26 protein-coding genes and 1 riboswitch are annotated in these 25,057 nt (G+C 67.4%); of the genes, 10 read left to right on the top strand and 16 right to left on the bottom strand.

Annotated elements, in window-relative coordinates:
* The first annotated feature begins 141 nt into the window (after positions 1–141).
* From ACGHX3_RS02910 to ACGHX3_RS02875, 8 genes are all read left to right on the top strand, one after another.
* Positions 142–987 (top strand): 2-keto-4-pentenoate hydratase, encoded by an 846-nt coding sequence (locus ACGHX3_RS02910; protein ID WP_394696339.1) that lies wholly within the window; start codon positions 142–144, stop codon positions 985–987.
* Positions 984–1,979, top strand: a complete 996-nt coding sequence (locus ACGHX3_RS02905; protein ID WP_394696338.1) for a TRAP transporter substrate-binding protein — start codon at positions 984–986, stop codon at positions 1,977–1,979. The genes ACGHX3_RS02910 and ACGHX3_RS02905 overlap by 4 nt, the downstream gene beginning before the upstream one ends.
* A gap of 9 nt (positions 1,980–1,988) precedes the next feature.
* A complete protein-coding gene (locus ACGHX3_RS02900) occupies positions 1,989–2,507 on the top strand; it encodes a TRAP transporter small permease (protein WP_162337099.1) in 519 nt (172 codons plus the stop codon).
* A gap of 3 nt (positions 2,508–2,510) precedes the next feature.
* Positions 2,511–3,794 carry a TRAP transporter large permease gene (locus ACGHX3_RS02895; RefSeq protein ID WP_162337100.1) on the top strand — a complete coding sequence of 428 codons (1,284 nt, stop codon included), beginning with the start codon at positions 2,511–2,513 and terminating at the stop codon, positions 3,792–3,794.
* Between the two features lie 85 nt (positions 3,795–3,879).
* Positions 3,880–4,935, top strand: coding sequence for a LacI family DNA-binding transcriptional regulator (locus tag ACGHX3_RS02890; protein ID WP_394696337.1), 1,056 nt, complete (start codon positions 3,880–3,882; stop codon positions 4,933–4,935).
* Positions 4,936–5,073: 138 nt separating this feature from the next.
* Positions 5,074–5,922, top strand: a complete 849-nt coding sequence (gene kduI / locus ACGHX3_RS02885) for a 5-dehydro-4-deoxy-D-glucuronate isomerase (protein WP_313929516.1) — start codon at positions 5,074–5,076, stop codon at positions 5,920–5,922.
* 159 nt (positions 5,923–6,081) lie between these two features.
* Positions 6,082–6,840 carry a 2-dehydro-3-deoxy-D-gluconate 5-dehydrogenase KduD gene (kduD, locus tag ACGHX3_RS02880; RefSeq protein ID WP_162337103.1) on the top strand — a complete coding sequence of 253 codons (759 nt, stop codon included), beginning with the start codon at positions 6,082–6,084 and terminating at the stop codon, positions 6,838–6,840.
* Between the two features lie 113 nt (positions 6,841–6,953).
* Positions 6,954–8,075 carry a cupin domain-containing protein gene (locus tag ACGHX3_RS02875; protein WP_394696336.1) on the top strand — a complete coding sequence of 374 codons (1,122 nt, stop codon included), beginning with the start codon at positions 6,954–6,956 and terminating at the stop codon, positions 8,073–8,075.
* Positions 8,076–8,135: 60 nt separating this feature from the next.
* Here ACGHX3_RS02875 and ACGHX3_RS02870 read toward each other — a convergent pair whose 3' ends face one another.
* The 6 genes from ACGHX3_RS02870 to ACGHX3_RS02845 all read right to left on the bottom strand — a co-directional run bounded on the left by ACGHX3_RS02870 (position 8,136) and on the right by ACGHX3_RS02845 (position 11,236).
* Positions 8,136–8,597 carry a hypothetical protein gene (locus tag ACGHX3_RS02870; RefSeq protein ID WP_394696335.1) on the bottom strand — a complete coding sequence of 154 codons (462 nt, stop codon included), beginning with the start codon at positions 8,595–8,597 and terminating at the stop codon, positions 8,136–8,138.
* Positions 8,598–8,634: 37 nt separating this feature from the next.
* Positions 8,635–9,357 carry an HAD family hydrolase gene (locus ACGHX3_RS02865; protein WP_394696334.1) on the bottom strand — a complete coding sequence of 241 codons (723 nt, stop codon included), beginning with the start codon at positions 9,355–9,357 and terminating at the stop codon, positions 8,635–8,637.
* 126 nt (positions 9,358–9,483) lie between these two features.
* Positions 9,484–9,774 carry a hypothetical protein gene (locus ACGHX3_RS02860; protein ID WP_213603187.1) on the bottom strand — a complete coding sequence of 97 codons (291 nt, stop codon included), beginning with the start codon at positions 9,772–9,774 and terminating at the stop codon, positions 9,484–9,486.
* Between the two features lie 41 nt (positions 9,775–9,815).
* Complete coding sequence (locus ACGHX3_RS02855; protein WP_162337213.1) at positions 9,816–10,142, bottom strand: EF-hand domain-containing protein; 327 nt, start codon at positions 10,140–10,142, stop codon at positions 9,816–9,818.
* Positions 10,143–10,260: 118 nt separating this feature from the next.
* The gene (locus ACGHX3_RS02850; protein WP_162337107.1) at positions 10,261–10,635 is read right to left on the bottom strand and encodes an EF-hand domain-containing protein; all 375 of its coding nucleotides are present in this window, start codon (positions 10,633–10,635) and stop codon (positions 10,261–10,263) included.
* A gap of 205 nt (positions 10,636–10,840) precedes the next feature.
* The gene (locus ACGHX3_RS02845) at positions 10,841–11,236 is read right to left on the bottom strand and encodes a hypothetical protein (RefSeq protein ID WP_162337108.1); all 396 of its coding nucleotides are present in this window, start codon (positions 11,234–11,236) and stop codon (positions 10,841–10,843) included.
* A 167-nt stretch (positions 11,237–11,403) separates the two neighbouring features.
* On the opposite strand from ACGHX3_RS02845, the gene ACGHX3_RS02840 reads away from it, so the two are divergent.
* Positions 11,404–12,039: an NAD-dependent dehydratase gene (locus tag ACGHX3_RS02840; protein WP_213603191.1), complete on the top strand. Its 636-nt coding sequence runs from the start codon at positions 11,404–11,406 to the stop codon at positions 12,037–12,039.
* A 9-nt stretch (positions 12,040–12,048) separates the two neighbouring features.
* Here the strand turns inward: ACGHX3_RS02840 and ACGHX3_RS02835 are convergent, their stop codons facing one another.
* From ACGHX3_RS02835 to ACGHX3_RS02825, 3 genes are all read right to left on the bottom strand, one after another.
* Complete coding sequence (locus ACGHX3_RS02835; protein WP_394696333.1) at positions 12,049–12,498, bottom strand: DUF4920 domain-containing protein; 450 nt, start codon at positions 12,496–12,498, stop codon at positions 12,049–12,051.
* 45 nt (positions 12,499–12,543) lie between these two features.
* A complete protein-coding gene (locus ACGHX3_RS02830) occupies positions 12,544–13,050 on the bottom strand; it encodes a hypothetical protein (protein ID WP_394696332.1) in 507 nt (168 codons plus the stop codon).
* Between the two features lie 113 nt (positions 13,051–13,163).
* Complete coding sequence (locus tag ACGHX3_RS02825) at positions 13,164–13,949, bottom strand: lytic transglycosylase domain-containing protein (protein WP_394696331.1); 786 nt, start codon at positions 13,947–13,949, stop codon at positions 13,164–13,166.
* 153 nt (positions 13,950–14,102) lie between these two features.
* Here ACGHX3_RS02825 and ppa point away from each other — a divergent pair, with 153 nt between their 5' ends.
* Complete coding sequence (ppa, locus tag ACGHX3_RS02820; RefSeq protein WP_162337113.1) at positions 14,103–14,657, top strand: inorganic diphosphatase; 555 nt, start codon at positions 14,103–14,105, stop codon at positions 14,655–14,657.
* 141 nt (positions 14,658–14,798) lie between these two features.
* Here the strand turns inward: ppa and ACGHX3_RS02815 are convergent, their stop codons facing one another.
* The 7 genes from ACGHX3_RS02815 to thiC form a co-directional block, all read right to left on the bottom strand.
* Positions 14,799–17,657 (bottom strand): TonB-dependent receptor, encoded by a 2,859-nt coding sequence (locus ACGHX3_RS02815; protein ID WP_394696330.1) that lies wholly within the window; start codon positions 17,655–17,657, stop codon positions 14,799–14,801.
* 58 nt (positions 17,658–17,715) lie between these two features.
* Positions 17,716–18,624 carry a helix-turn-helix domain-containing protein gene (locus ACGHX3_RS02810; protein ID WP_394696329.1) on the bottom strand — a complete coding sequence of 303 codons (909 nt, stop codon included), beginning with the start codon at positions 18,622–18,624 and terminating at the stop codon, positions 17,716–17,718.
* A 148-nt stretch (positions 18,625–18,772) separates the two neighbouring features.
* Positions 18,773–21,100 carry a winged helix-turn-helix domain-containing protein gene (locus tag ACGHX3_RS02805; protein WP_394696328.1) on the bottom strand — a complete coding sequence of 776 codons (2,328 nt, stop codon included), beginning with the start codon at positions 21,098–21,100 and terminating at the stop codon, positions 18,773–18,775.
* A 259-nt stretch (positions 21,101–21,359) separates the two neighbouring features.
* A complete protein-coding gene (locus ACGHX3_RS02800; RefSeq protein WP_313929502.1) occupies positions 21,360–22,049 on the bottom strand; it encodes an ion channel in 690 nt (229 codons plus the stop codon).
* Positions 22,050–22,059: 10 nt separating this feature from the next.
* Entirely contained in the window at positions 22,060–22,227 is a 168-nt protein-coding gene (locus ACGHX3_RS02795) for a hypothetical protein (RefSeq protein ID WP_202924137.1), read from the bottom strand.
* On the bottom strand, positions 22,224–22,823 hold the full coding sequence (locus ACGHX3_RS02790) for a DUF4136 domain-containing protein (protein ID WP_394696327.1): 600 nt from the start codon (positions 22,821–22,823) through the stop codon (positions 22,224–22,226). The genes ACGHX3_RS02795 and ACGHX3_RS02790 overlap by 4 nt, the downstream gene beginning before the upstream one ends.
* 94 nt (positions 22,824–22,917) lie before the next feature.
* Positions 22,918–24,804 carry a phosphomethylpyrimidine synthase ThiC gene (thiC, locus tag ACGHX3_RS02785; RefSeq protein ID WP_394696326.1) on the bottom strand — a complete coding sequence of 629 codons (1,887 nt, stop codon included), beginning with the start codon at positions 24,802–24,804 and terminating at the stop codon, positions 22,918–22,920.
* A 127-nt stretch (positions 24,805–24,931) separates the two neighbouring features.
* Positions 24,932–25,032: riboswitch (TPP riboswitch) on the bottom strand.
* Positions 25,033–25,057 lie beyond the last annotated feature (25 nt).

Here is a 25,057-nt window from a genome sequence, read left to right as displayed (position 1 = left end):
TCCCAGGAGTAGTCGACGCATCGTGGCATCGGGATGGATTTTGCGGCAGTGCACATTGTCAATGACACCGGTTTACCATATACAGGCCATCCACCTGCACTGTCACTCGGCAGTGCAACAAATCGCAGCGGGAGAACCCACTTGAGCAACGACCGCAAAGCCGACGCCGACGCGCCCACGCTGGCCGCCATCGCGGACGGTTTCGTAGGCGCGCGCCGCCAAGGCCGCGCTTTGCCGGGGTTCCCCGGCGACATTCCCGACGACCTCGTCACCGCTTATCGCGTGCAGGACATGGCCATCGCTCGATGGCCGGACCGGGTGGTGGGCTGGAAGGTCGGTTTCATTGCGCCCGAGCGGCGCGATGTGTCCGGCGATGAGCGGCTGCTCGGCCCGATCTTCGCGCGGCAGCTGCAGATGGCCACCGGTAGCCAGTCCGTCTTCGAAGTCTTCGGCGGTGGCTTTGGCGCCGTGGAGGCCGAGTACGTCCTGCGCGTCGACGAGGACGTCCCGGGCGACAAGACGGAGTGGACGCCGGAAGAGGCGGCCGCCGTGCCGTCGACGCTGTTCGTGGGCATGGAGGTGGCCAGCAGTCCGTTGGCCACGATCAACCAGCTGGGCCCGCGGGTGGTCGTGTCGGACTTCGGCAACAACAACGGGTTGGTGATGGGAGCGGAGATCCCGGCATGGACCGAACGCAGCGATGCCTCGCTCACGTGCACGACCTGGATCGACGGACGCCAGGTCGGCCAGGGCGGCGCGACGACGCTGCCCGGCGGACTGCGCGCGGCATTCGCATTCGCGCTGGCGCGCTCGGCACGCCGCGGCAGGCCGCTCAAGGCCGGCGACCTGATCGCCACCGGCAATGCGACCGGCATCCACGACATCCTGCCCGGCCAGCAGGCACGCATCGATTTCGACGGACATGGCAGCATCGAATGCCTGGCCACCGCGGCGACGCCGAAGGACGAGGGAGATTGGCGCGCATGATGAACCGTCGTCGTTTCCTCGGCACCGGCCTGGGCGCCGCGGCCATGCTGCCGCTGTTGGGTAGCCGTGTGCTGGCCGACGAAGGCCGGCACGTGCTCACCGCGACCGACGTGCACGTGAAGGATTACCCGACCGTCGAAGCCGTGAAGTGGATCGGCGACACGCTGATGCGCGAGACCGGTGGCCGGGTGACGCTGCGCCAGTACCACTCCGGCCAGTTGGGACGCGAGTCCGAAGCCATCGACATGGCGCGCTTCGGCGCCATCGACATGACCCGCGTGTATGCCGGCGCACTGAACAATGCGTTTCCGCTGACCCAGGCGCTGTGCCTGCCCTACGTTTTCGACTCCGTTCCCCACATGCGTCGCGCGATGGACGAAGGCGTGGGCAAGGCGGTGCTGGAAGGCTTCGCGCGGCGCGGCCTGGTCGGGCTTGCCATCTACGATTCCGGCGCACGCTGCTTCTACAACACCAAGCACGCGATCCGGGTGCCGGCGGACCTGCACGGCCTGAAGATCCGCGTACCGGTCTCCGACATCTTCATCCGCATGCTGCGCCTGTTCGGCGCCAATCCCACGCCGCTGTCGCTGGGCGAAGTGTTCTCCGGACTGGAGACGCGCATGATCGACGGTGCCGAGAACAATATCCGCAGCTTCCATTCCAGCCGGCACTTCGAAGCGGCTCACTACTGGTCGCAGACCAACCATTCGTATGCGCCGGATGTGCTGCTGGTGTCGCAGCGCACGCTGGACGGCCTGCAGGCACGAGACCGCGAACTGCTGATCGAAACCGCGAGGCAATCGGTCGGTGTGATGCGCACGCTGTGGGACGCCTCTGAAGCCAAGGCACGGGAAGCCGTGTTCGCTGCGGGGGTGAAACACAACGAGGCGGATCTCGCCGCATTCGCGCACGCCTCGCAGCCGCTGCTGTCCGAGTACCGCAAAGACCCCGCGATCGACGCGCTGTATCGCCGCATCCGCGACCTGGCCTGAGAACCGACGATGTCCGAAGAAACCACACCGTCCCCCGCCACGCCGCTGCAACGCGGCATGGACCTGTTGTCCAACGCCGCCATCGGGATCGCCGTCGTCGCGCTGCTGGGCCTGGTGGCCGTGCAGGGCTGGCAGGTGATCGCCCGCTACGTGATCAACGACTCGCCGAGCTGGACCGAGCCGGTGACCGTGCTGCTGCTGACCACCGCCATGAGCCTGGGCGCGGCGTCCGGCGTGCACACCCACCGGCACTTCGGCTTCTTCCTGCTGGCCGACGCCGCGGGTCCGCGCCTGAAGAGACTGCTGCATGCCCTGTCACCCCTGGTGATCGCCGCCATCGGCGCGGTGATGGCCTATTGGGGCGCGGTGCTGTTGCTGGACGGCCTGGACATCCGCATCGCCGGCGCGCCCATGCCGCAGAGCATCGGCTACCTGCCGCTGTCGATCGGCGGCGTGCTGATGGTGGTGTTCGCCGTGTACCGACTGCTCCTGGTGCTGCGCGCGCCGCTGACCGACGAGGCCCGCTGACCCATGGCGATCACCCTGCTCTTCTCCCTCTTCGCGATCCTGCTGCTGGTCGGCGTGCCCGTCGCGTATGCGCTGGCCGCCGCGTCGCTGGCGACCCTGCTCTACCTCGATCTGCCCAGCATCGTGCTGGTCCAGCAGATCTCGTCGGGTACCGGCTCGGCGTCGCTGATCGCCATCCCGCTCTTCATCTTCGCCGGCGAGATCATGCTGCGCGGCGGCATCTCCGAGCGACTGATCAGCCTGGCGGCCTCGCTGGTAGGCCGGCTGCGTGGCGGCCTGGGCCAGGTCAGCATCCTGTCGTCGCTGTTTTTCGGCGGCGTGTCGGGCTCTGCCATCGCCGACGTCTCGGCCGTGGGCGGCACGATGATCCCGCAGATGGTCAAGCGGGGCTACGACCGCGATTTCGCCGTCAACGTCAGCATCACCGCGGCGCTGGTGGCGTTGCTGGTGCCGCCTTCCCACAACCTGATCCTGTTCTCGGCAGCGGCCGGCGGTGGCCTGTCCATCGCCGACCTGTTCGCCGCCGGCATCACGCCCGCGTTGTTGATGACGGCCGTCCTGATGGCCACGGGCTGGGCAGTGGCGCGCAAGCGCGGTTATGGCACCGAGCCTTTCCCGGGCATGCGTGCGGTGATGCTGCGGCTGGTGGCCGCGCTGCCGGGGCTGGGCCTGGTCGGCCTGATCTTCTTCGGCATCCGGGCCGGCATCTTTACCGCCGTCGAGAGCGCCGCGATCGCCGTGGTGTACGCGCTGCTGGTGACCAGCGTGCTCTACCGGCAATTGTCACTGAAGGAATTTTTCGCCACGGTGACGCACGCGGCACGCACGACGGGCGTGATCCTGTTCGTGATCGCCACTGCCGCGGTGTTCGGCTGGCTGCTGGCCTATCTGCAGGTGCCGGCGGCGGCGGTCGATGCGTTGCAGTCCATCGCGCACAGCAAATACACGGTGCTGCTGCTGATCGTGCTGGTGCTGCTGTTGCTGGGTACCTTCATGGACCTGGCGCCGATGATCCTGATCTGCACGCCGATCTTCCTGCCGGTGGCGCGCGCCTACGGCATCGACCCGATCCACTTCGGCCTGGTGCTGGTACTGACCGGCGGCCTGGGACTGGTGACGCCGCCGGTGGGCTCGGTGCTGTTCATCGGCACGGCGATCGGCAAGATCACCATCGCGCAGAGCATGCGCACGATCTGGCCGTTCTGGCTGGCAGGCCTGGCGGTGTTGCTGGTGGTGACGCTGTTCCCCGAGTTGTCGCTGTGGCTGCCGAAGGCGCTGAAGGGATGAGGGGCGCCATAATCGCCGCTACCGCACGCTGGACGCACCCCAGCCGCTAGAATCCCCCGACAGACGAACGGACCCGCCCTGCCCCATGCCCGCGCGCAAGAAGCCCGAATCCCCCGCTGCCCTGCCCACCGGTGGCAAGGCGGCGACCATCAACGACATCGCACGGCTGTCCGGCGTTTCCAAGAAGACCGTCTCGCGCATCATCAACCACTCGCCGCTGGTCCGGAAGGGCACCCGCGAGAAGGTCGAGGCGTTGATGCGCGAGGTCGGTTACTCGCCCGACCCGATGGCGCGCGGCCTGGCGTTCCGCCGCTCGTTCCTGATCGGCATGGTCTACGACAATCCGACCGCCCAGTACATCGTGAACATGCAGTACGGCGCGCTGGACGCGCTGCGCGATTCGGGCTTCGAACTGGTCGTGCATCCGTGCGACAGCCGCAGCCCCGGCTATATCGACGGCGTGCGTCGCTTCGTGCAGCAGCAGAAACTGCATGGCGTGATGCTGGTGCCGCGCGCCTCGGAAGACCAGGCGCTGGCCGACATGCTCGCCGAGATCGGCTGCCGCTACACCCGCATCGCCTCGGTGTCGATGGACACGCCCGCGCGCATGGTCGTCACGCACGACCGCGACGGCGCCGCCGAAGCGGCGGAATACCTGCTCTCGCTGGGCCATACCGATATCGCGCTGATCACCGGTCCCGCGGCATACAGATCGTCGATCGAACGTACCGATGGTTTCGTGCAGGCGCTCGCCAAGCGCGGGCTGGAGCTGCCGAAGTCGCGCATCATCGAAGCCGGCTACACCTTCGAGTCCGGCGTGGTCGCTGCCGAAAAGCTGCTGTCCGGCAAGCACCGGCCCACCGCCATCTTCACCGGCAACGACGAAATGGCCGCGGGCGTCTACAAGGTCGCCATGCGCGCCGGCATCAGCATTCCGCGCCAGTTGTCGGTGGTCGGTTTCGACGACAGCCCGCTCGCCTCACGCCTGTGGCCCTCGCTGACCTCGGTCCGCCGCAATACCCGCGATACCGGCCGCACCGCCGCCGCGATGCTGATCCAGCCGGAAGGCACGCCGATGCTGGCCGCCGCCAGCATCCGTCCGCATCTGGTCATCCGCGACTCCTCGCAGCCCCCCGAGTAAGCCCGCTCCGTCGTGCTGCATGACCGCACCGCTGCCGCACCGCAAAATGACACCGGTTACCAAAGCCTTTAGACTCCCTTCCCACGACCTTCCCCGATGCCCTGTCCAAGGGCGTCCGCACCAAACGGAGCCACGCCCATGTTCTGCAAGACCTACCACGCCACCCACCCGGACATGATGGACGGCGCCAGCAACGACCAACTGCGTGACCGCTACCTGATCGGCAACCTGTTCGTCGCGGAGACGGTGCAGCTGAACTACTCGCACAACGAGCGCTTCGTGATCGGCGGTGCCGCACCGGTGTCGAAGAAGATCGACCTGCCGCGCCAGACAGAGCCTGCGTCGGCCGCCGGCAAGCCGTTCCTGGAGCGTCGCGAACTGGGCGTGATCAACGTCGGCGGCGGCGCGGGCAAGGTCACCGTCGACGGCACGACCTACGCGCTGGGTCCGAAGGATGGCCTGTACGTGGCGATGGGCAGCGCCGACGTGGCGTTCGAGTCCGACGACGCCGGCAACCCCGCCAAGTTCTACCTGACGTCGACGCCGGCGCATGCGCGCTTCGAGACCAAGCAGCTATCGATCAAGGACGCCGTGGCCTTGGAGCGCGGCGCGCTGGAAACCAGCAACGAGCGCACGATCTACCAGTTCATCGTGCCGGCCACCTGCCAGTCCTCGCAGTTGCTGCTGGGCCTGACCGTGCTGAAGACCGGCAGCGTGTGGAACACCATGCCGCCCCACCTGCACGACCGTCGCAGCGAGGTCTACTTCTACTTCGACCTGGCCGAGAACGACCGCGTCTACCACTTCATGGGCGAACCGGAAGCGCAGCGCCACATCGTCGTTCAGAACGACGAAGCCGTGGTCTCGCCGCCGTGGTCGATCCACATGGGCTCGGGCACCAGCAACTACGCCTTCATCTGGGCGATGGGCGGCGAGAACCTGGACTACACCGACATGCACGTGCTGGACATCTGCCAGCTGAAGTAATCCCGGTCATGTAGAGCCGGGCTTGCTCGGCTTCGCGTGTCGCCGGAACACGCAACCAAGAGCGGCGGAGCAAGCTCCGCTCTACCCGAAGCCGATGTACCCAGCGCAGCGGAGCGAGCTCCGCTCTACCAGCAGCGCACCACACCGAGGGAATCCACGATGGCAAGCAATCCGTTCAGTCTTGAAGGCAAGATCGCGCTGGTCACCGGCGCCAACACCGGCCTGGGCCAGGGCATCGCCGTGGCACTGGCCGAAGCGGGTGCCGATATCGCGGCGGCCGGCATCGTGGAAGCCGCCGAGACCGGCGAAAAAGTGCGTGCGCTTGGTCGCCGATTCCTCAACCTGGAAGCGAACCTGATCAGCATCGATCCGGTCGAGCGGTTGGTGAAGGAAACCGTCGACGGCCTGGGCGGACTGGACATCCTGGTCAACAACGCCGGTCTGATCCGCCGCGCCGATGCGGTGGACTTCAGCGAGAAGGACTGGGACGACGTGATGAACGTCAACATCAAATCCGCGTTCTTCATGTCGCAGGCGGCTGGCCGCCACTTCATCGCGCAGGGCAGCGGCAAGATCATCAACATCGCGTCGATGCTGTCGTTCCAGGGCGGCATCCGCGTGCCGTCGTACACCGCGTCCAAGAGCGGCATCGCCGGCATCACCCGCCTGCTGGCCAACGAGTGGGGCGCCAAGGGCATCAACATCAACGCCATCGCACCCGGCTACATGGCCACCGACAACACCGCGCAACTGCGTGCGGACGAAGACCGCAACAAGGCGATCCTGGACCGCATCCCGGCCGGGCGCTGGGGCGAGCCGTCGGACCTGGGTGGCACGGCCGTGTTCCTGTCCTCGCGCGCGTCCGACTACGTCAACGGCGCCGTCATTCCGGTCGACGGTGGGTGGCTGGCGCGCTGACGCAACGGAATCCGCATGGGGTGTTGTGGGAGCGACGTCAGTCGCGAAACAGGCATCCCGGTACGTCATCGCGAATGACATCGCTCCCACACACGCCATGGAGAAGATCGCCGATGTTGCGCCTGTTCGCCCTCGTCGCTCTTCTCGGCTGTTGCCTGCCGGCAATCGCCGCACCCCCGCGCCAGGTCTTCATCGCGGGTGATTCCACCGCCAGCCACTACGGCCCGGAACGTGCGCCGCGCGAGGGCTGGGGCCAGCAGCTGCAGGGCTTCCTCGACGAGGATGCCTATGTCGTCCGCAACCATGCGCAGAGCGGGCGGAGCTCTCGAAGCTTCGTCGTCGAGGGCTGGTTCGACGGCATGGCGAAGGCGATGCGCCGCGGCGACGTGCTGCTGATCCAGTTCGGGCACAACGACGAGAAGATCGAAGACCCCACCCGGTACAACGAGCCGCAACGCGCGTTTCCCGAGTGGCTGCTGCGCTATGTATCGCTGGCGCGCGACAAGGGCGCCACGCCGATCCTGGTGACGCCGGTGGCGCGCCGCAAATTCGACCGCGGTCAGCTGCTCGATACGCACGGCCTGTACGCGCAGGCGGTGCGCGACCTTGCGCAGCGCGAGCAGGTGGGGCTGATCGACCTGACCGCCCTGAGCATGGACTGGCTGCGCGCCGCCGGCGACGAGGCGAGCAAGGCGTACTTCATGCATGTCCCGGCACAGGACCAGCAGGACGACACCCATTTCCAGCAACGCGGCGCGGTGATGGCCGCGTGCCTGGTCGTCGCGGGCTGGAAGCGGATCGATCCCTCGCTCGCCGCGCATGTGACGCGCGATACCGACTGCGGCGCGCCGGACACCGCGCTTGCCGATCGCAAGGCACAGGCGAACCCATCGCTCATCGTGCACGAACGGGACATCGCCATCGACCAACCCGGCCCGCATGGCGGCGCAGGCGCTACCACGGCCTACCCGTTCTTCAGGGATGCGCCGGCCCTGGGCTTCGAATTCCGCAAACGGGTGCTGCACAAGGGCGCCGGTATCGGCCTGCACCAGCATCACAAGGACGAGATCTATTACGTCCTCAGTGGCCGCGGCATCTACGAACTGGACGGCAAGGCGCAGGAGGTGCGAGCTGGCGATGCGATGCTGACCCGCCCCGGCAGTACGCACGCGATCCGGCAGGACGGCGACGACGACCTGGTGCTGCTGATCATGTACGGGAAGAAGCAGGAGTGAGTGGACAGGAGTGAGGAGTGAGTGAGAGCAGGCTTCCGCTCACTCCTCACTCCTGTCCGCTCACTTCTCGGCCACCGGCGCCGGACGACCCCAGCGCCGGTAGGTCGCCTCGAGCGCGCTGCGCAGTCGACGGTACTGCGCACTGCCCGGCTCCGCCTGCAGGCGGCCCGCCACGGCCTTCCAGCCACCCTCATGGTCGCGCGACCACTCGCGCACGACGGCGCGACAGGGTTGGCCCACGATCTGCGCCAGCGCGCAGGCCATGAAGATGTCGCCGGCCGTCCAGTCGGGTTGCTGCTGCATCGCTTCCACGTAGGCACGCGGCACGGCGTAGTAGCGCCCCATCTCGTCCGCGAACGCCGCGGGGTAGCGACTCGCGTACTCGTTGATGTCGGCGAGATGCCGGTCGATCGCGGCATCGCCGCTGGCGGGGACGTAGGCATCCGCATCCTGCGCGGACGCAGGCCAGGCCATGGCCAGCCAGCAGCACAGGATCAGGGAAGTAAGGGGCGCGCGCTTCACGGGTGCATTGTGCCCCACCGGCGCCGCGCGGGTGCGGTCAGGGGGCCGGCATCGCTTCGATGGCCGCCAGCGCATCCGCCACCTGTCCCGCGTTCTCCACCACGCGCAGCCGTGGCGCATCGGCATCGACCCCATGCTCGGTCTCCAGCGCCCAGGTGACGTGGTACGGCATGTGGATGCCCCAGCCACCCAGCGCCAGCACCGGTTCGATGTCCGATCGCAGCGAATTGCCGACCATCGCGAACTCCGGAGGCGCGACATCCAGCTCGCGCAATACGCGCGCGTAGGTGGCCTCGTCCTTCTCGGACACCACCTCGATGCGGTGGAACAGTTCGGTCAGGCCCGATTGCGCGATCTTGGCCTCCTGGTGGAACAGGTCGCCCTTGGTGATCAGCAGGATTTCATGGTCGGCGGCGATCCGTTCGACGGCATCGCGGATGCCGGGCAACAGGTCGACCGGATGCTGCAGCGTGGCGCGCCCGATCTCGATCACGCGATGCAGGTCGCGGGCGCTGATGCGCTCGCCGGTTACCTGGATGGCGGTCTCCAGCATCGACAGCGTCATGCCCTTCACGCCGTAGCCGAAGATCTTCAGGTTGCGGCGCTCGACCTCCAGCAGGTGCTGGTGCGTGCGCGCATCGGCTAGATCGACGTAGGCGCCGACGATCTGCTCGAAGTCCGCTTCCGCCTGGCGGTAGTAGTCCTCGCTCTTCCACAGCGTATCGTCGCCGTCGAAACCGACCCATCGGATGCGTGCCATGGAATACCCGCCCTTCACTCCGTACGAAGGCCGCGAAGGATAGCAGCCGCCCGTCCGCGCAAAAGAAAGCGGCCGCCCCGGCAGGGACGGCCGCCTGTGGATGACCACGGCAGGCGTTGCCCGCGATCAGCCACCGGAGCTCGGCGGCGATGCGCTGCCTTCAGCCGGCGGCGGCGTGGTCTCCGGCGCGTTCGGGTTGGCCGGCGGCGGCAGGGTCGGATCGGTAGGCGGCACGGCCGGGTCCGTGGGAACCGGGGGCGGCGGCGTCATGTTGTCGGTCGGCGGGGTGGTTTCCATCGGCTCGGGCGGACTGGGCGGCGGCGTGTCTTCAGGTTTCGGTCCGCAGGCCGTCATCAGACCCGCGCTCAGCAGCGCCAGACCAAGGCCCATCGTCAGTCGGTGAGTGGAAGGTTTCATTGGGTTCCTCCATGCGTTCGTGCGTGGGAAGCGCGATGGCGTCAGGGCGTACCCTGCGCGTGCACCGCGTACTCTTCGGGGGTCAGACGACCATCGGCGTCCTTGTCGAGCGTGCCGAACACCTGCGCGAGCGGCGGATCGACGGCCGCCTCGTCCTTGCTGATCACGCCGTCCGCGTTCTGATCGAGTTCGTCGAACGGGCGCGGCGCGGTGGTCGGTTTCGTCGTTGTCGTGGCAGGCGTTCCGGCTCGCCGGGCAGCGTCTTCGGCCTGGCTCTGCGCGCCGGCCAACGGCGTCAGGGCAAGCAGCATCGCGGCGACCGCCACGCCCAGCAGCGGTAGCTCCTTCGTTACCGTCTTGGTCTTCATGCGTCCCTCCTGTGACCGCGTACTCCAGGAATGCAAAGGGCGGCGCTGGTGGCCGCCCTTTGCCCGGACGACGCCGGCGCCTCGTCGCGCACGGCGTCGCCCTCGTGACGGCGCTTGCTTACTTCTGCTGGTCGCCGTAGTTCTTGCTCACGAACGCCTTGTACTCGTCGGGCGTCAGCGAACCGTCGGCGTTGGCATCGGCCTGGTCGAACACCTGGCTCAGGCCCGGGTTGGCCGCGGCTTCTTCCTTGCTGATGTTGCCGTCAGCGTTGGTGTCGACATCGGCCCAGCCCTGCTTGGCCTGGGTCGCGCCCGCGTCGCTGCTCTGCGTCGGCGTGGTGGCCGAACCCGTGGCCTGCTCGGCGCTCTGCTCGGTCTGCTGCTGGGCCTGCGCCGCGTCTTCGGTCTTCTCCTGCGCAAACGCCAGCGGCATGGCCAGCGCGGCGCTCAGGGCGACCAGGGCGATCAGCGGCTTGCGGTTGTTATTCGTCATGTCAGTGCTCCGTTCTGTAGGGAGTGCGTCCGATTGCGCACGGCCCCACCTTGCCCCCGGGCATCTGAACGAAATTTGCTTCGCGACATGAACGTGCACGCATGCTTAACCCCGCTGTCGAAGGGATCGACTAGACCGGTGTTAGGCGCTCGTGAGCGCCGCGTCAGCGCCTCGTCGAATGCGTGACGGCGCCCCGGGTTTCCCGTTACGCATCCGTTTTTCCGGTGCCGTCCGGCGCAGGATCGGCCGCGGTTTTTTTGCTGAACCATTGCCAACCCAGCACGACACCGCTCAGCGCACCGGCGATTTCCAGCACCACGCGCGAGCCGAGACCATCGGGATCGTGGATGCCCTGCAGCGCGATGCGCGCGTACAGCGGTGACTCGAGCCGCGCGATGCCCAGGTAGAACATGTTCCACGCGTCCACACCGGCACCGATGACCACGGCGGTGACGCAGGCCCAGCCGATCGCATGCCCAGTTGACCAGCGCATCTTCCCGCTCAGCCAATGCCAGAACAGGAAGCACAGCAGACCGACGAGCAGCGCGATCACTCCCGCTTCCAGCGCGCCCAGCAGGCCGTAGTGGAGCGGCAGGTTCATCGCGGGATGCCCCACAGGCAGAAGGGGATGCAGGGAATGGCGTGGCGGGGCATACGGAATTCCGGGTCATCGGGCCACGCCCGTCGCTGCCGAAGGGTAACCGATGCCGTCCATGGTTCCGGCCGCAGGACTGGCAAGATGACGTACTCCTCCCATCGGACATCGACATGACACGTGTACTGCTGGCCGGTGCCACCGGCCTCGTCGGCGAGGCGGCGCTGCAGCGTGCGCTCGCATCGCCGCGCGTGCAGCAGGTGGTCGCACCGACGCGACGGCCGCTGGCGCCGCATCCCAGGCTGCTCAATCCGGTCGTGGACTTCGATGCCCTGCCTGCCGATGCCGACTGGTGGCGGGTGGACGCCGTGGCGTGCGCGCTGGGCACCACGATCCGCGATGCCGGTTCGCAGGACGCCTTCCGCCGCGTGGACCACGACTATCCGCTGGCGATCGCGCGCCACGCGCACGCACATGGCGCGGCCACGTTCGTCCTGGTATCCGCGATGGGCGCGGATGCGGGTTCGCGCGTGTTCTATTCGCGCACCAAGGGCGACGTGGAGGACGCGCTGGCCGGGATCGGCTTCGCGTCGTTGACCCTGCTGCGTCCCGGCCTTCTGGGTGGAGAACGCCGTCAGCATCGCGGTGGCGAGCGCATCGCGCTACGCGTGCTCGGAGCGCTGGACGGCGTGCTGCCGCAGCGCTATCGCATCGTTCCCGCCGATCGTGTCGCCGACGCCTTGCTGCAAGCGGCACTGGATGCCAGGCCGGGGCGGCACGTCATTCCCTCCGAGCGCCTGCTGCGCTGACGGCGCCGGTCAGGCGCCCTCGTCGTCGGCCAGCACCTGCACGCCATCGGCGACGATGCGGTACTCCACGTCCGGCACGGCGGCGCCGGACGTCTCCCGTGCAGTGTGCCGCTGCGCCTCCGCGGACAGTTCCACGCGCGACAGCACGCCATGCACCTGCGCGGGACCTCGCACGTCCTTGGGCACGTAGAAGTCATGGTCGCCCAGCAGCACGCGGGCGCCCTGCCCTTCGTCCTCGAGCATCACCCAGCAGCCCTTCTTCTGGCAGACATCGACGACGCGACCGCCGAACACCCTGGCCTGTCCGACATGCGCAGCAGGGTCCGCCAACGCCGTGGCCAATGGCACCGCCATGCCGCCTTGCGGCAGGTCCGCGCCGAACTTCTCCCATTGCGGTGAGGCGGATGCCGAGGCGGCGCCCGCGAAGAACAGCATTCCCGTGATGGCCCAACGACGCATGCCTGCATCCTCTTCCGGAGTCGCCGCGATCATACGTTGCGCGCGCTACTGGAGCAGCCCGTGCGGCAGCACCTGCAAGCGGTGGACGCCTGCGATGGACAGCACGGCGGCGACAGCCCGTTCCAGCAGCGCGTCATCCGTATCTTCGATCACCAGCAGGACCTCTCCGGCCTCGATCTCGCGCCGGTAGTCCCGACGGACTTCGCTGGGCACGGCCGATCCGGCCAGCGAGGCCGCCCACATGCCGACGCAGCCACCGATCACCACGCAGACGGCCACACCGGCCCAATGGATGCCGACGGCCGGTACCAGCATGGCGAGAAGTCCCAACACCAGGCCCAGTCCGGCACCGCCGACCAGGCCGCGCACGGCGGCGGGCTTGAAATCGGTCGGCGCGGCTTCCTTTTCGTCGTCAGACACCTGCTCGAGTTCGATCTCCGACCGCCCGACGAGCGCGGCATGGTCGGGATCGATGCCGGCACCGATGGCCTGGCGCATCGCCACCTCGGCAACGGCAACGGAGGGAGCGCTGAATACGCGACGATGCTTCATGGCGGTCTCCTGCCCGGCGCGGAATGACCGGGCCACCGCGACACGCTAGGCGCGCTGCCGCGCACAGGGGGTGAAGAACCGCGGCGCAACCCAATGCGCCCGCAATCCCGCCGCTACAGCGCGGGACGCTCGGGCGCCGCTTTCTTTCCCAGCGCGCGCAGGTAGAGCTCGTACAGCGCGGTGACCTTGGAGACGTATTCCTGCGTTTCCGCGTAGGGCGGCACGCCACCGTAACGCGACACCGTGCCGATGCCGGCGTTGTAGGCCGCCGCGACCAGGGCCAGATCGCCCTTGTACCGCTTCATCAGCCCGCTCAAATGGCGCGCGCCGGCGTTGATCGATTCGGTGGAGGAGAACGGATCGGCCACCCCGTACTCCTTGGCCACGTCCGGCATCAGCTGCATCACGCCCATCGCGCCCTTGGGCGACACCGCCCTGGCGTCGAAGTCGCTTTCGGCATGCGCCACGGCGCGCAGCCAGGCGTCGTCGACCCCGGTCCGGCGCGCCGCCGCCTTGAACTCCGAGGGATACCGGTCCAGGCGCGGCTTGCCGACACGGCCCAGGCCCGGATGCGCGGGCTCGCCCGGGGGGGTCTGCACGGTGAACTTCAGGTATGGAATCGATCCGGGCAGGTTGCGGGTGGAATAGACCTTCTGCCCCTCCTGCTCGCGCTCGTACAGGATGCCGCTGAAGACACCCATCGAACCCCACAGGTTGGGCGTGCTGACGGCGTTGTCGTCGATTTCCTTGGCCACGCACTTCGAACCCGGCTCGGGCGCCGTGGCCAGGCTGACCGTCCCGCCCTGCACGCAACGGTACACGGTGCGCGCAGCCGCCTCGGTGCTGGCAAGGGCCAGCACCGTCAGCAGCAGGCCGGCGGCGGCGCGTGGGAGGAGCATGGGCGGCGGATTCTAGGCCCGGACCGTGAAGTTCAACCTGAACCACGCGGCCGCCGCCGACGGTCGGCCAGTGCGCCGAAGGTCCTGCTGCGCCGCAGCAGCCAACCGCGTAAAATGCCGGCCCTCAATCACCGTACCCCCTCGGAGCATTCAATGGGCCTGGATCTGGTCAGCGCCGGCAAGAACCCGCCGGACGAAATCAACGTCATCATCGAGATCCCCAAGGACGCCGAGCCGGTGAAGTACGAGGTGGACAAGGCCAGCGGCGCGATCTTCGTCGACCGCATCCTCTCCACCCCCATGCGCTACCCCTGCAACTACGGCTATGTCCCGCACACCCTGTGCGGCGACGGCGACCCGGCCGACGTGCTGGTCGTGCTGCCGCTGCCGCTGATCCCCGGCTCGGTGATCCGCTGCCGCCCGGTCGGCGTGCTGCGCATGAGCGACGAGGCCGGCAGCGACGAGAAGCTGCTCGCCGTGCCGGTGGACAAGGTGTTCGCCGGCTACAGCCACATCAGCGACATCGACCAGGTCAGCCCGCACTGGCTGGAGCGCATCGGCCACTTCTTCGAGCACTACAAGGACCTGGAGAAGGGCAAGTGGGTCAAGCTCGACGGCTGGGGCAATGCCGCCGAAGCCAAGGCCGTGCTGGTCGACGCCATCGCCCGCCAGGCCGCGCAGCCGGACGACGAGAAGCACAAGTTCTGAGCCCCGGCGCGGCAACGCGCTCGTGGACGGGAAGGCCGCCCTGGGCGGCCTTCTTTTTGCCTGGCCGGCAAGCGGCAGGCCTCAAAAAACCGCGGCCCCTTTCGGGGCCGCGGCGTGGAACGACAGCGTGTGATCCGGGGATCAGAAGCGCTGGGTGTACTTCACGTACAGGAAGCGATCGAAATCGAAACCGCCGTAGTAGGCGAAGTCGCTGTGGCGGTACGACGAGTTCGAGAACATCAGCGGACCCTTGTGATCGAACACGTTGTTGGCGCCCACGGCGATCGTGGCATTCCACGGCGCCTGGTAGCTGACCTGCAGGTCGTGGAACGTGTTGGAACCCACCTTGCGGATCGCGTCCGGCTCGCCGTTGGCGATGTGGTCCGGCTCGGTGCAGGGACGGTTCGTGACGCAGCTTTCCTTCATGCCCGAGTAGTAGCGGGCCGTCCAGTTGACCGCGAACGCACCCAGCGACCAGTCCACGCCCAGGTTCGAGCGCAGGCGGAAGATGCCGGAGTTGCCCACGTTGCCGACGATGATCTTCTCACCGGCCGAGTTCTCGGCTTCTTCGTCGTACACGCTGGTGTAGGACGAAGTCCAGTCGAACGCGATCTTGCCGAACGACTGTTCCGGCAGCGCGTACTTCACGCCCAGGTCGAAGCCTTCGGTTTCCATCGCGCCCAGGTTGGCCAGGCCGTAGAACAGGTTGGTGATGTGGCCGTCGTCCGCACGCACGATGCCTTCGCAGCGCGCGCTGTTGCCCAGCACGTAGCAGTCGCGCAGGATGCGGTCGACGCTGTCCGAGATGATCATGTTGGTCAGCTCGTAGCGGTACCAGTCCAGCGAGATGTCCAGACCCTGGACCCAGCGCGGCGACCACACCAGGCCCATGGTCTTGCTCTTGGACGTTTCCGGCACCAGCGCCGGGTTGGAGCCCGTGATGAACTGGTCCGGCGTGGCGCACGGATAGGTGGTGCAGGGCACCAGGCCCTGGCCCAGCTGCACGTAGCCCAGCGGAACGCCGGCGGCCGTACAGGCCGCATTGCCATTGACGCTGTTCACCGCACCGGTACCGCAGGGATCGGTGTAGTTCTCGAAACTCGTGCCGATGCCGCCGTACAGGTTGTCGATCGTCGGGGCGCGGAAGCCCTCGGCGTAGGTGCCGCGGACCAGCAGTTCGTCGATCGGACGCCAGGTGAAGCCGAACTTGCTGTTGATCGTGTCGCCGAAGTTGCTGTAGTCGGAGTAGCGGCTGGCCATGTTGATGGTCAGCTCCTTCGCGAACGCCACGTCGGCCAGCAGCGGGATGTTCAGCTCGAGGTAGACCTCATCGACCGAGTAGTCGCCTTCGGTCGTCGTGGCACCCAGACCGGTGCTCTGGCCCGACTGCGCGAACGCGTCCGGCACGAAGCGGCCCTGCTCCTTGCGGTGCTCGACGCCCACCGCGATGCCCAGGTCGCCGGCCGGCAGTTCGAACAGCGAGCCGGACAGGTTGGCGGTGTAGCTGGTGGTGCGGGTCAGGCCGGTGTCGGTGAACCACGGGAACAGGAACTTCTGCAGGTCCGGATCAGCCAGCGAACCCTGGCCTGCGACGCCGTAGGGCAGCAGCGGATTCCACGGGCGGCAGTCGCTCAGCGCGATCGGATCGGCCGCGCTGCCGCACTGGGCGACGCCGTCGGCGTTGATGAACGACGGGCCCAGCGCCTGCTCGGAGGCGATCAGGCTCATGTCGCCATGCGCACGCTTGGTCGACTGGTTGCGGTTGATCAGCGCGCCGACGTCCCAGTCCCAGGTCTTGCCGGCGAGTTCGAAGAAGCCCGAGAAGCCACCGGCGAAGCGATAGGTTTCCAGCTCGCTGTCGGTGGTGCGCGGCACTTCCCACAGGCGACGGCGGAAGGTGGTGTCGCCCGGCATCGGGTTGAACGCGCTGTCGGCCGACAGCGGGGTGCCGAACGCGGCCGACTGGTACGGATAGCCGGCGATCTGCTGCTGGGTGGAGCGGTGGTTGTACAGCACGTCCGCGTTGAACGTGATGTTGTCGGTCACGTCGTAGTTCGCGTTGACGAACACCGAACGGCGCTCGATGCCCGTGGACAGGAACATCTGCTGGTTGGCGTTGGCGTTGTAGTCCGCGGTGTGCTCGACGTAGTCGGCGCGGTTGGCCGGGTTGCCGCCGGCACGCAGCGTGTACCACACGGCCGACGCGGCCGGCGAGCACGGATCGCAGAAGGAGCCGTTCTGGCTGATCGGGCTCCAGCCCGAACCCGGGTAATCCGGACCGGCGTTGCCGTCCTTGGAGAACCAGCGGTCGGCGGCGGAGATCGGATCTTCCTTCGAATATTCGACCGACAGCGTGACGCCGCCACGGTCGCTGGCCGAGCCGACGGTGAACGAGTACTGCTTGACGTCGCCGTCGCCTTCACCGGTCTGGCCGATGTAGGCCGAGGCCTCGGCGCCTTCGAAGCGCTTGCGGGTGATCACGTTGACCACGCCGGCGATCGCGTCGGAGCCGTAAATGGCGGAGGCGCCGTCCTTCAGCACTTCGATGCGGTCGATGGCCGACATCGGGATCTGGCTGAGATCCTGGTAGCCGCCGGTGGTGGCGCCAAGGCGGCGGCCGTTGACCAGCACCAGCGTGCGGGTGGCACCGAGGTTGCGGATGTCGACGTAGTAACCGCCCACGTTCTCGCCCGAGGCCAGCGCTTCCGAACGCGCGATCGCCGGGGAGCCGGCGGACGTCAGGTTCTGCAGCACGTCGGCGACCGAGGTGAAGCCCTGCTTCTCGATGTCTTCACGCCCGATCGTGATGATCGGCTGCTGCGTTTCCATGTCGGCGCCGCGGATGCGCGAGCCGGTCACTTCAAGGCGATCCAGGGTCGTCGTGCTGGACGCTTCGGTCGTGGCTTCCTGCGCACTGGCGAACGCCGGGATCAATGCGATGGCGATACCGGCCGGCAGCATGCCGACCCGCATCGCACGACGCGAATTGCGGTGGTTCATTCAATCTCTCCTCAGAGGAACGTGTAGCGTTATGGGCGTGTTAAAACGCCTTGCAAACTTACGTTCCAGTCTTCAACACCGCTTTGCGGCCGACGCCCGATGACTTTGCCGAGTCTGTCCTCGACGTCATGGTCGTGGAGCGGTAACGGCTGGCCGACGTACCGAAGCGGGCGCGGAAGGCACGCGCGAAACTGCAGCAGTTGTCGAAGCCCGACGCGGCCGCGACTTCGCCCACCATCATCGAGGTGCTGCGCAGCAGGTCGGCCGCATGTTCGAGCCGCATGCGCGCGGCGGCGGCCTGCGGACTCTCGTCGTACAGGCTGTAGAACGTGCGCGAGAAGTACCAGCTCGAGAAGCTGGTCAGTTCCGCCAGTTCGCTGATGCGGACCACGCGATCGCAATTGCCTTCCAGATAGAGGCGCGCACGCTGGAGACGACCGAACACCTGGCGCTTGCGGGTCCGAGAACGACCCGGGCAGCGCTGGATGTAGCCATCGAGTTCCTGCTGGATGGCAGCGAAGTGCAGCAGCAACGGCCGCAGGGCATAGGCATCGGCGCCTTCGGCGCCGCGTTCGGAGGCCGCGCGCCACAGCCGCAGCATCGTCAGCGCGTCGCGACGGCCCAGGCGCCCGCGCCCCGCGTACAGCGGACCATCGGCGAACCGCGCCATCGCCTTCATGCCCTCGCTGTTCAGCACGATGCCGATGCACAGGCCGTAGCGATCGCTCTGCACGAGCGGCTTGGAGTCACGCTCCAGCGCGATCCACTGGCCGCGGCGCAAACGGAAGCGCCCTTCCTTGGCCTCGACCCAGGACGCGCCCCTCAGCTGCACCCAGATCGTGAACAGGTCGCCGCCCGCCTGGGCGCCGCCCAGCCGTGAAACGGCGATACACCCGCTCGAGGATGCCCCTTCAGCCGCATCCAGCCGGACCAGCTGGCCCCGGTCGCCCCACCATGTTTGCTCCATCGGTCGTTCCACTTTGCATGACGTGTGGAAGCGATGTGCCGTGTCGGCGTGCGCGCCGGCAGGAAGTTTGTCGGAAATGTCGACGAAATCTCGCCGAACGCGGATCCGACAAAGTTACGAAGGAAACTTCTTCTTTCGCCTCAGTGGGTTACCAGTAACCGCCGCCCGAGGATGGCGGCGCGGGATCCAGCGACAGGAAGCCGATGTCGGAGCCGTCGACGACCGCCATTGAGACATAGGTCACGCGATCGCGCGCATGTGCGCTGAATCCGTTGATGGTGGCCAGGTGGGTCGGCTCCAGGCATCGCGCCGGCGGGTGGGAGCGGCCGACCCCGATATGGCGCAGGCTCACGTAGCAGCCGGGCAGCTGTTCCAGGTAGTCGATCTGGCCATCCCCGGTCACCGTCCAGGTCCGGTAGCGCTGGCTGGCTGGCCGGCTGCCATCGACCTGACGGATGCTGTCCGCGGACAGCGCCATATCGGACTGCCACAAACCGTCGCGCGCGAGCCGGGTGAACAGCACGCGGCCCTGGGCCAGGTCCGGCAGCGCGAACGACACCCCATCGATGCTGGCCAGGCGTCGCCACGGGGTGCTCCGCCGGTCGAACAGCACCAGTTGTTGGCCATCACCGCGTCCGGCCACCACCAGCAGATGCGCGGGGTCCGGCAGGTAGGCGGCAAACAGCAGGTCCTCCCGCGGTACGGGAACCGGCAGGGGCACCAGCTGACCACTCGAAGGCTCCAACTCGTGCAACCCGTAGAAGCCGCGTGCGTTCGTACCGATCACCAGCAACCGCTTGCTGTCCGGAGACCAGGCCGGCAGGTGGCGGGATTCGGGGCGAATACCTTCCAGCGGCCGCAGCGACGCGGGCCGCTCCATGTCGGCCCACCACAGCGAGAACTCGCCGGAGCGGTCGGACGTGAACGCGATCTGCCGCCCATCCGGCGCCACCGAGGGCAGCGAATCGCGGCCCGTCGACGGAAACAGCCGCTGCAACGGCCGCGCATCGCCGCCGGCCGAGGCCTCGCCGATGCGATAGAGCCCGAACTGCGGCTTGCGCTGCACGAAGGCCAGCACACCGGCCTGGGCCGCGATCGCAGGCGCCTGCGCGTCCTCGATGCCGAGGTCGGTGATGGATCGGCTGGCCAGCTCGAGGCGATACAGGCGGGTGTGGCTGTCCACGCGCCGGCCGAACACGATCGCTTGGCTGTCCGGGGTCCAATCCCATCCGCGCAATTCGGCACGCTGATGGGTGAGACGCTCCGCCGTACCGCCTCCGGAGGGAATACGCCACAGATCGCCCAGGGGCGTATTGCGGACGAAGGCGATCCACTTGCCGTCCGGCGAGAACCGCGGCGCCGTGTCGACGTCTCCGGCGGTGGCGCCGTAATCGATCGCGTGCCAGCGACCGGTCGCCAGATCCAGCAGGCGCAACCCGGGCTCACCGTCGCCGCTCATCGGACTGCTGAACACCAGGCCATTGCCGTCGGGCGTCCAGTCGAACGTAGGCCGGTTGTTCGGATCGCAGGTACCGAGCACCCGAGGCTCGCCGCCGCTCGCCTGCACCGCCATGATCCGGCAGTCCTCGCCGGGCGAGCGGCGCAGGAACGCGATCTCGCGCCCGTTGGGCGACCACTCGGGATTTGTGTCCCACGCGCCGTCGGGCGGCGACGTCAGCGTGCGCGGCTGTGCGGGCTCCGTGGTCTGCACGAGGATGGCGGTCCCCGTCAGCTCCTCGGTCATGCTGGAGAGATAAGCCACCTGCGAGCCGTCGGGCGACAACGTCGGCGACAGTTCGAACCCCGGTGCGGAGGTGATCAGGCGGTACGGCCTGGGGGCAGGCAACAAGCCCGTCACTTCGTCCTGCACGGTAAGCCGCGGTCGTTGCGCCCCCCACCACCACAGCGCCGCCACCGCGCACACGAGTGCAATAACCCCGAGACCGATGCCCCAGGCCCAGCGGCGGACCATCACCGCATGACGCGCGGGAAGCGCAACGCCATCGGCAACGACCTCTGGAGCGCCCTGCGCCTTCTCCGTGCCTTCAACGGCCGTCTCGACGGGCAGCGCGCCCGTCACCGCCGGAGCCGCATCGACGCGAACATGCTCTGCGTCTCCATGCGGCAGCCATTCGACGTCCACCAGCAGGCGATAGCCGCTCTTGGCGATGGTCTCGATGTAGCGCGGCCCGTCGGCGCGTTCGCCGAACGCCTTGCGCAACTGCGTGACCGCCTGGGTGACCACGTCGTTGGTGGGCATCGTGTCGGGCCACACGGCCGCCAGCAGCGCCTCGCGGGTCACCACGCGCCCCGCATGCTCCACGAGCACCCGCAGCACGCCCATCGACTTGGGCGTGATACGTGCCGGCCTGCGCGCTTCCGGCGCGTGTATTTCACGCAGCGGGATATCGACGAGGCATTCCCCCACCTTCAGGCGATCGCCTGCAGGGAGGGTGGAGGAGTCGGGGGGAATCATCGGGGCGAATGCTGCGCGGTCTTCCGGGGTCCGTCATGTGCCTTAATGCCTGCCACGCACAGGGCCAAGCGATCCGGCAGATTCGGCAAAGTTCAAAGGCAGCACGGGGAAAGCGCACCGTCGCGGTGCATTTTACAGTGGCCGGCATGCTCCCCCTGAACGGGAGCAGCACAGGCAAACTCTCTCTCGCCGACGTCCTACTACATGAGCTCCAGCATTCGCGCCGAAAGGCGCGAATTTTTTTATGTGCTGGCGACGTTCAGTCCGCCTTGCGCGCGGGCGCCTTGAGGATGGTCAACCCGATCAGCCGCGACACTACCACGGCGATGTACATCACGCCGGCGAACTGCTCCAGCATCACCAGCGCGCGGGCCTGCGGCAGGATCGGCACCACGTCGCTCAGGCCGACGCCCGACAGCAGGCTGAAGCTCAGGAACAGTAGTTCCATCCAGCTGCGCGGCGATTGCGGATCGACGGCCGCCGTGAAGCTGCCGGGATACCACTGCTGGCAGACCGAGAACGAGAACGCGAAGGCCCACGCCAGCAGCGTGAACGTGGCGCCGGCGGCGAACAGTTCGTCGCTGGTCACCGAGTGGTCCTGCAGCATGTAGGCGATCAGGCTGCCGGCCGTGTAGAAGTACAGGCCGCTTTCCAGCAGATGCGCGTAGATCCAGAGCATCGGCACGTCGAAGACCGCCGCGGACACCGACAGCAGTACCGACGGCACCGCCAGCGACCAGGCGATCCAGTTCACCGCGGCGCTGCGGTTGACCACCCACAGGGCCAACGCCAGCACCAGGATGCCGAATGCGCCGAACAACGCGCGCCCCGCCTGCGTGTCTTCCATCACCGGATACAGCAGGATGCCGGCCAGTTGCACGACCAGCAAAAAGGCGCACGGGTGGCGCCGCGCCGTCACCATCCAGCGCAACCGCGTCCAGGTGTTCATGCGGCGGAATTCACCTGGGGTGATGGACCAGGGCGTAGTAGACCACGTAGATCCACGACAGCAGGCCATGGATCACCGCCCACAGCAGCGACTTGTTCGCACTCCACGAGATGGTGATGGCGAGCGCTGTGCCGAAGCCGATCCCGGCCCTGGCGATGACGGGACCGTTGCCCTTCATGGCGTCGCCGCCGGCGTTCCGCTGCCCGCGCGATACGGATAGCGCAGGAAGATCTCCGCCACCGCGGCGTCGATCTTCGCGCCGCGCTCCTCCGGCTTGGTGCGCCCCACGCGGCCGACCGCCACGCCCGTCCAGACCAGGCGGTTCTGCTTGGCATCCACCAGGTCCACGTTCAGCGTGCCCTCGGTGTACTTGTACACGTCGGTGCGGTCTCGCCAGTAGGGCACCGACACGTAACGGCGGGCGCGGTAGCTGTAGTAATAGTCGTAGTCGACTTCCGGCGTGCTGACCACGTCGGTCTTTTCCTGCATGTAGGCATTCAGGTTCACCCACAGGTCGGGCGAGGTCTCGTCGTACACGTAGCCACGGGACTCCATCTGCCTGCGTGCGGCGTCCTTCGTACGGCCGCTGGTCAGCGTGGCGTAGCCCTGTCCTTCGATCGCCAGTGGCGAATAGAAAGCGAAGCTGCGGTACTGGCCGAAGTTGGCGGACGGGTCCACGTCGCTGGTGACGCGCGGGCCGGTGGCGCAGGACGCAAGGAGAAGGACGGCGGCGGCCATCATCCAGCGGCCGGCATTGCGGGCGAAACGGGCCATGATCGTGCTCCTGTCGGGGACGCCGCCATCATGGCGGACGCCCTGTGAACTCTACGGCAGCAGGCCCGGAACGGATGCGACCGCCGCTGCCCGGTCAGCCCTGACGATACACCTGCGCGCCCTGCGCCAGGAACTCCGCCGACTTCTCGGCCATGCCGGCCTCCAGCGCCGCCTGTTCCTCCACGCCGTGCTCGGCCGCGTAGTCGCGCACGTCCTGGGTGATCTTCATCGAACAGAAGTGCGGACCGCACATCGAGCAGAAGTGCGCCAGCTTGTGCGCGTCCTTCGGCAGCGTCTCGTCGTGGAATTCCTTCGCCTTCTCCGGATCCAGGCCCAGGTGGAACTGGTCTTCCCAGCGGAACTCGAAGCGTGCCTTGCTCAGTGCGTTGTCGCGCACCTGGGCGCCGGGATGACCCTTGGCCAGATCGGCGGCATGCGCGGCGATCTTGTACGCCATGATGCCGTCGCGCACGTCCTGGCGGTTCGGCAGGCCCAGGTGCTCCTTTGGCGTCACGTAGCAGAGCATCGCGGTGCCGTACCAGCCGATCATCGCCGCACCGATCGCGCTGGTGATGTGGTCGTAGCCGGGCGCGATGTCGGTGGTCAGCGGGCCGAGCGTGTAGAACGGCGCCTCGCCGCACTCGCGCAGCTGCTTGTCCATGTTCTCCTTGATCAGCTGCATCGGCACGTGGCCCGGGCCTTCGATCATGCACTGCACGTCGTGCTTCCACGCGATCCTGGTCAGCTCGCCCAGCGCTTCCAGCTCGCCGAACTGCGCGGCGTCGTTGGCGTCGGCGATGCAGCCGGGGCGCAGGCCGTCGCCCAGCGAGAAGGCCACGTCGTAGGCCTTCATGATTTCGCAGATATCCTCGAAGTGCGTGTAGAGGAAGTTCTCCTTGTGGTGCGCCAGGCACCACTTGGCCATGATCGAGCCGCCGCGCGAGACGATGCCGGTCACGCGCTTCGCGGTCAGCGGCACGTGCCGCAACAGCACGCCGGCGTGGATGGTGAAGTAGTCCACGCCCTGTTCGGCCTGTTCGATCAGCGTGTCGCGGAAGATCTCCCAGGTCAGCGCCTCGGCGCGACCGTCGACCTTCTCCAGCGCCTGGTAGATCGGCACGGTGCCGATCGGCACCGGCGAGTTGCGGATGATCCACTCGCGCGTCTCGTGGATGTGCTTGCCGGTGGACAGGTCCATCACGGTGTCACCACCCCAGCGGATCGACCACACCAGCTTCTCGACTTCCTCGGCGATACCCGACGACACCGCGCTGTTGCCGATGTTGGCGTTGATCTTGGTCAGGAAGTTGCGACCGATGATCATCGGCTCGCTTTCGGGGTGATTGATGTTGTTCGGCAGGATGGCGCGACCGCGGGCGATCTCGTCGCGCACGAACTCCGGGGTGATGATCTTCTGGATGCTCGCGCCGAAGCTCTCGCCCGGATGCTGCGCCAGCAGGTGCGCTTCCCGCACCGCGTCCAGCCGCTGGTTCTCGCGGATGGCGACGTATTCCATCTCCGGCGTGACGATCCCGCGGCGGGCGTAATGCATCTGGCTGACGTTGGCGCCGGCCTTGGCGCGGCGCGGCAGCACGCGGCCGGGGAAGCGCACCGCATCGAGCTTCGGATCATGTTCGCGCTTGCGGCCGAAGTCCGAACTCAGGCCGTCGAGCTGCTCGGTATCGCCGCGCTCCTCGATCCACTTCGTACGCAGCGCGGCCAGGCCGGACGCCAGATCGATGCGCGCATCGGGATCGGTGTAGGGACCGGACGTGTCGTACACGGTGACGGCTGGATTGTCCTCACCACCGAAGATGGTCGGCGTCTGCGTCAGCGCGATCTCGCGCATCGGCACCTGCAGGTCCGGACGCGACCCCTGCACGAAGATCTTGCGCGAGCCCGGGATCGGCCGCGTGACGGATTCGGAAAGTTGCCCGGTCTGCTGCAACAGGTCGGCGGCGGGCTTGGGAATGGCATTCATCGGCATCGTCCTTTTTGAATCCCCGCACATGGATGTGCGGGCTCTTGCGAGGGATTCGCATAACGGGACGAAGCGGCGGCGCGGCGGCGGACGGATTGCGGACCCTTGGCGGGCGGAACGGCAACACGGCGCATCCTGCGAAGCTTCCCTACGCCGGTCTCAACCGGATCAGGTTCGAAGGGTCTGTCTCAATCGCCGGCCAGACCGGCGATACCCCCGCTTCGGGGCGAATTAGACCACAAACGCCGGGGGC

Source organism: Pseudoxanthomonas japonensis (assembly GCF_043632995.1).
Classification (GTDB): Bacteria; Pseudomonadota; Gammaproteobacteria; order Xanthomonadales; family Xanthomonadaceae; genus Pseudoxanthomonas_A; species Pseudoxanthomonas_A japonensis.
The sequence above is the reverse complement of the archived record's forward strand: the minus strand, read 5'-3'. Positions and strand labels throughout refer to the sequence as shown.